The organism is Aquimarina algiphila (genome assembly GCF_947494415.1).
Lineage (GTDB): Bacteria > Bacteroidota > Bacteroidia > Flavobacteriales > Flavobacteriaceae > Aquimarina > Aquimarina algiphila.
This window is the reverse complement of record NZ_CANLVC010000003.1, coordinates 172937-180998: the sequence shown is the minus strand read 5'-3', so window position 1 is coordinate 180998 and position 8062 is coordinate 172937. Positions and strand designations below refer to the sequence as shown.

Annotated in this window: 5 protein-coding genes and 1 tRNA gene; 1 reads left to right on the top strand and 5 read right to left on the bottom strand. The window is 34.6% G+C overall.

Annotated features, from left to right (window positions below; all coding sequences use genetic code 11):
• Window positions 1-2186, bottom strand: a 2186-nt coding sequence (locus PQF96_RS06650) for a beta strand repeat-containing protein (protein WP_408629604.1), incomplete at its 3' end; no start/stop codon positions are given.
• A 293-nt stretch (window positions 2187-2479) separates the two neighbouring features.
• On the opposite strand from PQF96_RS06650, the gene PQF96_RS06645 reads away from it, so the two are divergent.
• Window positions 2480-2552 (top strand) — tRNA-Gly (locus PQF96_RS06645).
• Between the two features lie 58 nt (window positions 2553-2610).
• Here PQF96_RS06645 and PQF96_RS06640 read toward each other — a convergent pair.
• The 4 genes from PQF96_RS06640 to PQF96_RS06625 form a co-directional block, all read right to left on the bottom strand.
• Entirely contained in the window at window positions 2611-3315 is a 705-nt protein-coding gene (locus PQF96_RS06640; protein WP_160114049.1) for a hypothetical protein, read from the bottom strand.
• Window positions 3316-3522: 207 nt separating this feature from the next.
• A complete protein-coding gene (locus tag PQF96_RS06635) occupies window positions 3523-4239 on the bottom strand; it encodes a polyphosphate polymerase domain-containing protein (protein ID WP_160114050.1) in 717 nt (238 codons plus the stop codon).
• Complete coding sequence (locus PQF96_RS06630) at window positions 4220-7234, bottom strand: hypothetical protein (RefSeq protein WP_271765497.1); 3015 nt, start codon at window positions 7232-7234, stop codon at window positions 4220-4222. The genes PQF96_RS06635 and PQF96_RS06630 overlap by 20 nt, the downstream gene beginning before the upstream one ends.
• A 34-nt stretch (window positions 7235-7268) precedes the next feature.
• On the bottom strand, window positions 7269-7946 hold the full coding sequence (locus PQF96_RS06625; RefSeq protein ID WP_271765496.1) for a DUF4956 domain-containing protein: 678 nt from the start codon (window positions 7944-7946) through the stop codon (window positions 7269-7271).
• Window positions 7947-8062: the final 116 nt, after the last annotated feature.

Here is an 8062-nt window from a genome sequence, read left to right as displayed (position 1 = left end):
CCAGTAGCACCTGTTGGTCCTTGCGCACCTGTATTTCCTGTCGGTCCTTGTGCACCGGTTGCTCCAGTAGCACCTGTTGGTCCTTGCGCTCCTGTTGCTCCAGTAGCACCTGTTGGTCCCTGTGCTCCAGTAGCACCTGTATTTCCTGTTGGTCCTTGCGCTCCGGTTGCTCCAGTAGCACCTGTTGGTCCTTGTGCACCTGTATTTCCTGTTGGTCCTTGCGCTCCTGTTGCTCCAGTAGCACCTGTCGGCCCTTGCGCTCCGGTTGCTCCAGTAGCACCTGTTGGTCCCTGTGCTCCAGTAGCACCTGTATTTCCTGTTGGTCCTTGCGCTCCTGTTGCTCCAGTAGCACCTGTCGGTCCTTGCGCTCCGGTTGCTCCAGTAGCGCCTGTTGGTCCTTGTGCACCGGTTGCTCCAGTAGCACCTGTTGGTCCTTGCGCACCTGTATTACCTGTAGGTCCTTGTGCCCCGGTTGCTCCAGTAGCACCTGTTGGTCCTTGCGCTCCTGTTGCTCCAGTAGCACCTGTTGGTCCTTGCGCTCCTGTTGCTCCAGTAGCACCTGTTGGTCCTTGCGCACCTGTATTACCTGTAGGTCCTTGTGCCCCGGTTGCTCCAGTAGCACCTGTTGGTCCTTGCGCTCCTGTTGCTCCAGTAGCACCTGTTGGTCCTTGCGCTCCTGTATTACCAGTTGGTCCTTGTGCTCCGGTTGCTCCAGTAGCACCTGTTGGTCCTTGTGCACCTGTATTTCCTGTTGGTCCTTGCGCTCCGGTTGCTCCAGTAGCACCAGTTGGTCCCTGTGCACCGGTTGCTCCAGTAGCACCTGTCGGTCCTTGCGCACCTGTATTACCTGTAGGTCCTTGTGCCCCGGTTGCTCCAGTGGCACCTGTTGGTCCTTGTGCACCTGTATTTCCTGTTGGTCCTTGCGCACCTGCATTACCTGTAGGTCCTTGTGCTCCGGTTGCTCCAGTAGCACCTGTTGGTCCTTGCGCACCTGTATTTCCTGTTGGTCCTTGCGCTCCGGTTGCTCCAGTAGCACCAGTTGGCCCTTGTGCTCCAGTAGCACCTGTAGGTCCTTGCACACCTGTATTTCCTGTAGGTCCTTGCGCACCTGTATTACCTGTAGGTCCTTGTGCTCCTGTTGCTCCAGTAGCACCAGTTGCACCTGTTGGTCCTTGCGCACCTGTATTTCCTGTAGGTCCTTGCGCTCCGGTTGCTCCAGTGGCACCTGTTGGTCCTTGTGCACCTGTATTTCCTGTTGGTCCTTGCGCTCCGGTTGCTCCAGTAGCACCTGTCGGCCCTTGCGCACCTGTATTTCCTGTTGGTCCTTGCGCTCCGGTTGCTCCAGTAGCACCAGTTGGTCCCTGTGCACCGGTTGTTCCAGTAGCACCTGTCGGTCCTTGCGCACCTGTATTCCCTGTCGGTCCTTGCGCACCTGTTGGTCCTTGCGCACCTGTATTTCCTGTAGGTCCTTGTGCTCCGGTTGCTCCAGTAGCACCTGTCGGTCCTTGCGCACCTGTATTTCCTGTTGGTCCTTGTGCTCCGGTTGCTCCAGTAGCACCTGTATTTCCTGTCGGTCCTTGTGCACCTGTATTTCCTGTCGGTCCTTGCGCTCCTGTTGCTCCAGTGGCACCTGTCGGTCCTTGCGCACCTGTATTTCCTGTTGGTCCTTGTGCTCCGGTTGCTCCAGTAGCACCTGTCGGTCCTTGCACACCTGTATTTCCTGTTGGTCCCTGTGCTCCTGTTGCTCCAGTAGCACCTGTCGGTCCTTGGGCACCTGTATTTCCTGTTGGTCCTTGCGCTCCGGTTGCTCCAGTTGGTCCCTGTGGTCCAGCCGATAGCAGAGAAGATAGGTCGACGAATCCGCCGTCCTCAAGGGTTAATATGTTTGTTGTTGAATTGAAAGATAATTGTTGATTATCATTGCCTGAACAAAGACTGCTCCAACTATCATTATTATATTGAAAAATACAATTATCAGTGGTGTTGTATACTAATGCTCCGTTGAAAGGAGTAATAGCATTCATTTGCGATGTAGTAACTCTGGTAAGTACAAATGCTTTATCTGCACTTTCTAATTCTAAAATAGAAAATGCATCGATTTGGTTAGGGTTGTCTCCAACCTTAACTTGCGCTTGTGCAGTTACTAAAGATAAAAATAAGATTATCAGGGGTAATTTTATCTTCATATTTTGGTTTTATTTGAGGCTTATAACTTATTCTATATATGGGTTTACCATAGTTTTTTAATATTTACAGAATCCACGAATTAGATTCTAATATAAATATAATTTGATAAACTATTAAAATTCAATTAACTAAGCAAATATACAATTTTTTCGATAAAAAACAATTTTTACCGATAAAACACACGTTTGTTAAGTTATAACCTTTGATTTTTGTTAAAAAATGAATTATTTATTTTAAAAAAAGTATTTAGTTTTTTTTTTCAAAGAAATCTAATACATTTGCCATCGCAAAAGCGGGAGTAGCTCAGTTGGTAGAGCGTCAGCCTTCCAAGCTGAATGTCGCCGGTTCGAACCCGGTCTCCCGCTCAAAAGCCTCACTATTAAGTGAGGCTTTTTTATTTTTATCATATATCTTATCTAGTAATTAATTGGAAAAAAGGGAATTAATGTATTTTGAGCTTTGATGTTTTATTAAAGTATCTATTGCTATAAATTTGTAATTGATTTCGTTTTTATAATTAGAAAGAAGTAGGAGGTGGTTATTCTTATTCATAAACCAAAAGCCATTCCCTAAGAAAATTACTCCATTCTTATCTACATATTCAAATTTTGAAGCTTTTGCTCCCAGATCACCTCCAATCCAAATGATGTTTTTACCAGATTTTTTGATCTGTAATAGTTTTGGATATATTTCGGATTGAAAATTATTTGAATTATGACAGTAATCGCAAATTCCTTTAGGGCCATTACAGACCTGATTAATTTGACTGTCCATTATAGGGTGTTGATCCATAAAAATTAATTTATGAGAAAGGATGACAACATTTTTGGTCCGTAAAGTATTTAAGATATTAAAAAACTCTTTTTTTTGTTTACCAACTATAGAACTTAAACTGTCTTGAGAATTAATCGTTATAAAAGTAGTTTCATCTTTTACATAATAATGAAACTTATTTTTGTTTGTGAATCTCTTAAAATTTTCATTTGATGTATTGTCATGATTGCCAATACTCCACAACGTATTTTTATTTCTTAAGTCAAAGACTTTATCGAGGTGATGTATTATTGAATCTTTAAATGTTGAAACTCCCAAGTCTCCACCTAATAATGTCATATCGTATAGATTCATATTTATATCATAGATTTTCTTAAATATACTGTCATTTGTTTGTAATCTAGTATGTGACAAGTAAATGTAATTTGATCGGGAATTAAGAATTCCTTTTTTTGGGGCAGCACATGTGATGGTAAAAAAAATACATACTAAAGACAAGATGATGGTCAAAAGACATATTTTGGACTTAACTGGTTTGAAAGACCTTTTATTTTTCATAAGTTAAGAATGAATTATCTCAATACCTCTTACGTATTTTGAGTTTTTAGATAATCGAGAGTTAATTTGTTGAGTTATAGCCCTAGATTCATTATCGTATTCCTTATTGTATTTGAGTTCTAAAATAATCTCATTATCAATCAAATGGTAATCATTATAATTATTGGGATTAAAAAAAATCATATTAAAATCCAAAGTAATCCTAAACTTTTCACAAGAGGAAAGAAAATATCGTCTTTCATATGAGTTGGACAGTGTTGGGAATAGACTATGAAGCTTAAAAATCAATTCTTCGTTTTTTGTTTCTTTTAATGCTTCTATGATTTGGGAATTGATCTGATCTATACTTAATGATTCTATATTACTTTCAAAAGAAGGCATTTTAAGAGAAAACTTATCTCCAACTTCTCCAATTTTCTTTTTTATTTCGATGATTGGTGATTTTATTATTGAAGGAGTACTATTGTACCACCGGAGTCTATATTTTTCTCTTATCCCATCTCCAGAAACGTTCTGTTTATAGAATGTATAATTATTATCATCAAAATATATATTATTGACAGCTCTTTTTGAGTAGATTTCTTCAAAACAAAAATTGTTTGTATAAACAATAGTTTGTATTAGATCATTTAGGTCTATATTTTGAAATATAAATTTTCTTTCATATCTCAGATTGTGAAAGAGTGGTTTATGAAAATTTTCACTTACTGCTTTTTCCATATTTTTTACCATACATTTGATCTATTACTTTATTAGATACCGTTTTGACCGGGGCTTTATCTATTAAAAGCTGAGAACCGTTTTCAACAAGGTAGTCTAATTCATTGTTCTTTAATGTTAACATTGAAATATCAATTGATCCTGTTCCATATTCTGATTTTTTTTGAAAAGATGATAATCCTAATTTTGTATTTGATACGTTAACATTTTGCAATGAAATACTCGATAAATCTTTACTTACAATACCAATTTCTCCTTCAGAAACATTGATGTTCATTCCTGTGATTGTACTTGATTCTCCAGCACTTATTGCTTTGTCGGAAGAATTGTTAATTACTATATCTTTTAAGAAAATACTTGAGCCTGATACATCAATACCATCATTTCCGTTGTTTAAAAATGAACTATTTAGAATTTTTCCTTCTACAAAATCTCCATCGAATGCATCTGATAATGTATTTTTAAAAACTGTAGAATCAATTACAAATTTGGATCTAATAATATTTAACCCATCTTCTGATCTATTATTTTGGAAAACTGAGTTAGATATTTCGACAATAGTTTCATTAAAATTTATTGCCCCAGATAGTGTCCATAACTTTGAGGTTGGATTAGAAAGGCTTGTAAAGTGACAATGGTTTAATGTTGATTTCTCTTTAGTGTTTGTAATAAAAATTCCTCCACTAGAATGATTAGATGAAAAAAAATGGATAGGAAAATCCTTTGTTCCTCTACATATGATTGGTGAATATGAAATGATGGATGCTCCATCTGTCATATCTATAGTGACTCCTTTTTCGATAAAAACTTTATGATCTTTTGGAATGATTAAGGTTTTATTTAATTTATACTTACCTCTAGGTATTGTAAGTATGTTGTTTTTTACTTTTATAAACTCAAAATTAGTGTAGTTGGTAACAAATGATTTTTTATAAGTATTAATAATCTCAAGTGTTTCATCTTGATTTGATCCAAAGGGGATGATATCATTTTTTCTAGAAAAGGAAATACCTGGGAACTTATATTTTATTTTTATTTTTTTCACATCTTTAGGGTAGCGAAATCCCCCTTTTTTATTTTTCTTTGAAACGAAGGCGTTATTAAAGGCATCTTTTATGTTAAAAGTAATGAGCTTCTTTTCGTTTGGATGGATAATTGGATCAGAAGAAAAAGCAGAACTTAATCTTTTTCCATCATTATGTTCTAAACTATTGATAATAACAGGGAAATCAGATAGATTGCTAATGTCTATTTGTATTTTTTTTTGGTCAATATTCAGTAAATTAGAAACAATAATATCTGAAGGGTTTATTTGTTTTTTAATAAAATTACTATTGTAATCAAGAATTGAAAGATCTACTGTTGTTTTTAATTCTGTTTTTAAATTTATAAATACCTTATTAAGATCGTTGTCGAATTTATCAATGAAATTTTTAATAAATTTTTCATTACTAATTATTTCAAACTTTTCTAACAGTTTTTGAGTATAAACCATATCTCCTTCAGAAAAGGGATAGTTGGTAATTTGACCAATTCTTGAGCCTGGATGGGAATCAAAGCAAACAGGTTCTAGTTTGTTTGTAACAGGATTAAAATAAATCCTTAGATTATGATCTATTAATCCATGATGTCCTCCAAATAAATTTGATAAGGCCACAAACGTTGTTAATTTATCAATATCAAATACTTCTGAGATTTTTAATTCTCCTTTTTTAAGACCTTCTAAAAGGTTTTTGGCAACATTAAACTGTTTTAATAATACAGGATCTGAAAGTACTCTGGATTCATCAAAAACTTTGATAGGTAAATTTTGTGTTTCCTGTAGTTTTTTGCTCCATGAATTGATGTTTAGTTTTAGGTCGTAAGATTTTTTTCGATCTTCCCAGAGCAAAGATTCTTCAAAAGATAAAATAATACCTTCTCTTCTCCTGTTGTTCTCTATTAATCTTTTATCAAAAGATTCTTCAATAGCCATAATTCCCAAAGGAATTTTTTGTGTATCATCTTTATCTTTAACTTCTATATCTATATTAACAAAATCATACCGCAACCCAATTAAGTCATTATTTTTAATCACTTTTTGGAACAGCCATTCCCACTCATAATTTCTAACTTTTGGATGCTGGATGGAGAATTTGCTCATTCCTCTTATGGTAGTATTGTCATCTTCAAGGATTACTCTGAAAGACCATTTTTTCTCATCATCCAAATGATCTGTCCAATCTCCTTTTAACCTTATTTTAGATTTTACATTTTTAGTCGTATTGTATGAAACTTCAGATGGAACAAAATCATCTTCTTTCTTTATTAAAATTTTACTTTTTAATGCTTCAATTCGCCTTGATTTTATTTTCTCAAAATTCTTTTGAGTTATAGAGATTGTTATTTTTTCTAATGTGTTAGAAACATTCGCAGAGGATAGATTTTCAAAATTGATTCCATTTACTTGATAGGATCTTCCTTGATTACTTGAAAACCTACCTGTATTGAAGAATTTTACCTTATTAGGTTCTAAAAATTCAGGTAATGTTTTATGAGAAAAAACACCTCTGAAAACAAAATAAGTTTCAGTGTTTGTTTTTATTTTAATTGGATTGAAATCGAAGAAATCAATGTTTATGTAATTATACTTCTGTAATTTCAATAATGCCTGTTCATCTTTTGGGAAAATATGTATGAAAAAGGCGTCATTTAATTGCCTATTTGTTAAACTGTCCTTGTATACATAATATAGTTTTGGGACACCTTGATTTTCTTTATAATAAATTGAAAACTCTGGGTTGGAGTGTATTTTGTTAATACCTTTATTGATCATTTCTACTATTTCTTCTTTGTTAAGGGTAGTAGTAGGGATTTCTGTATTGTGTAAGATTTTTTGATTATCAGGTAAAGTATTCTTTTTTTGGAATATTAAACTGACTATAAATAATGCAAAAAATACAATTGGCATTATGATTAAATCAGATTTTTTATTTTGAACCTTTTTGATATTCATAAAAAAACAAGTTTTATCCCGTCAACACTCTATATTATATTTCATTACTTAGAAATGTAACATCAATACTATTGTCTATTTTGGATAGGCTATCATGTATTGCTTTTATCTTCTCAATAGAGGATATATTTATTGAAAAATTAAAGTTGATTTCCTCATTAGCATATTTTATTCTCTTTAGATCAACTTGATTAGAATGTTCAGAAACTATAGTGCTAATTTGATCTGTGATTTTGGATTTATCGTCATTTTTACATTGTAGACGTATGAGTAAGTTTTGAGAAAAAGAGTTGCCTAATTTATTCTTATTTAGTAAAACCACAATCAAAATAAGTATTCCAAAACCGATAACTGTGGGTAACAATTGATTCGCTCCTAATCCTAATCCAATTGAAATAGCAATAAAGAAATAGCCTAGTTCTTCAGGTTCTTTTATGGCCGTTCGAAACCTAATAATAGAGAGTGCGCCTACCAGGCCTAAAGAAAGAGCTAATGACGATTTTACAATTGAAATAATAATAAAAGTAGTTATACCAACTAAAATCAGAACTTTTGATAATTGAGATCTATTGGATATTGCTGTTCCATATCGCACATAAATAATTTTCAGGAAGAAAAGTAATACTCCACAAATAAGTATATTAATTATATAATTTAGAATAGAAAAGTTTTCGTCAAAATTAAGATTTAGCTGATTAATAAGATCATTCATTCTTTTTAAATTTTACTATGCACAAGGTAAAGAAGTTTTGGGAAAAAATGTCTTTTTTATTCTTATGACCAAGACTAAAGATAAATTTAGTATGTTTATATTGTTTTAAAAATATA